This is a genomic window from Acinetobacter sp. 243_ASPC (assembly GCF_001054715.1).
Lineage (GTDB): Bacteria > Pseudomonadota > Gammaproteobacteria > Pseudomonadales > Moraxellaceae > Acinetobacter > Acinetobacter soli.
This window is the reverse complement of the sequence record NZ_JVOR01000003.1, coordinates 1-692: the sequence shown is the minus strand read 5'-3', so window position 1 is coordinate 692 and position 692 is coordinate 1. Positions and strand designations below refer to the sequence as shown.

General features: G+C 39.5%; 1 protein-coding gene. It reads left to right on the top strand.

Annotated features, from left to right (window positions below; all coding sequences use genetic code 11):
* Positions 1–692: cation:dicarboxylate symporter family transporter (locus ADA42_RS00185; RefSeq protein ID WP_048763040.1), on the top strand; the 692-nt coding region annotated here is incomplete at both ends.

The following is a 692-nucleotide window of genomic DNA, read 5'->3' as shown; positions in this document are numbered from 1 at the left end:
GATGGCTTTATTTCACTGATTAAAATGTTAATTGCACCGATTGTTTTTTGTGTGGTGGTGCTTGGCATTTATGGTGCAAATGACATTAAAAAAATGGGTAAAGTTGGTGCAAAAACGATCCTGTATTTTGAAATTGTCACCACAATTGCACTAATTTTAGGCATTGCAATTGCTTATATCTTTAAACCTGGCGCAGGAATGAATATTGATCTGTCCAAACTCGACGGCAAAGATTTAACGGTTTATACCGAACGTGCCCATGAAATGAGTTCAGGTTCAGACTTCATTTTACACATCATTCCTAAAACCCTTTTTGGTGCTTTTGCAAACGGCGATATTTTACAAGTCCTCCTGATTGCAATCTTATTTGGCGTCGGGATGTTACTGGTTCCGCGCCATCTGGCAGAAATTGTTCGGCAGGCACTGGAAGCATTTTCAGAAATTTTCTTTAAAATGATGGGACTGATTATCCGATTGGCGCCACTAGGGGTATTGGGTTCTGTGGCCTACACCACGGCCAAGTTTGGTATCGACTCTTTGGTTCAACTGGGCTACTTGGTGCTTTTATTCTATGCCACATGTATTGCATTTGTGGTGATTATTCTCGGTGGAATTTTAAAATTCACTGGCCTTAATATTTTCAAATTTTTGAACTATTTTAAAGCAGAACTTTCGATTGTACTCGGTACAGC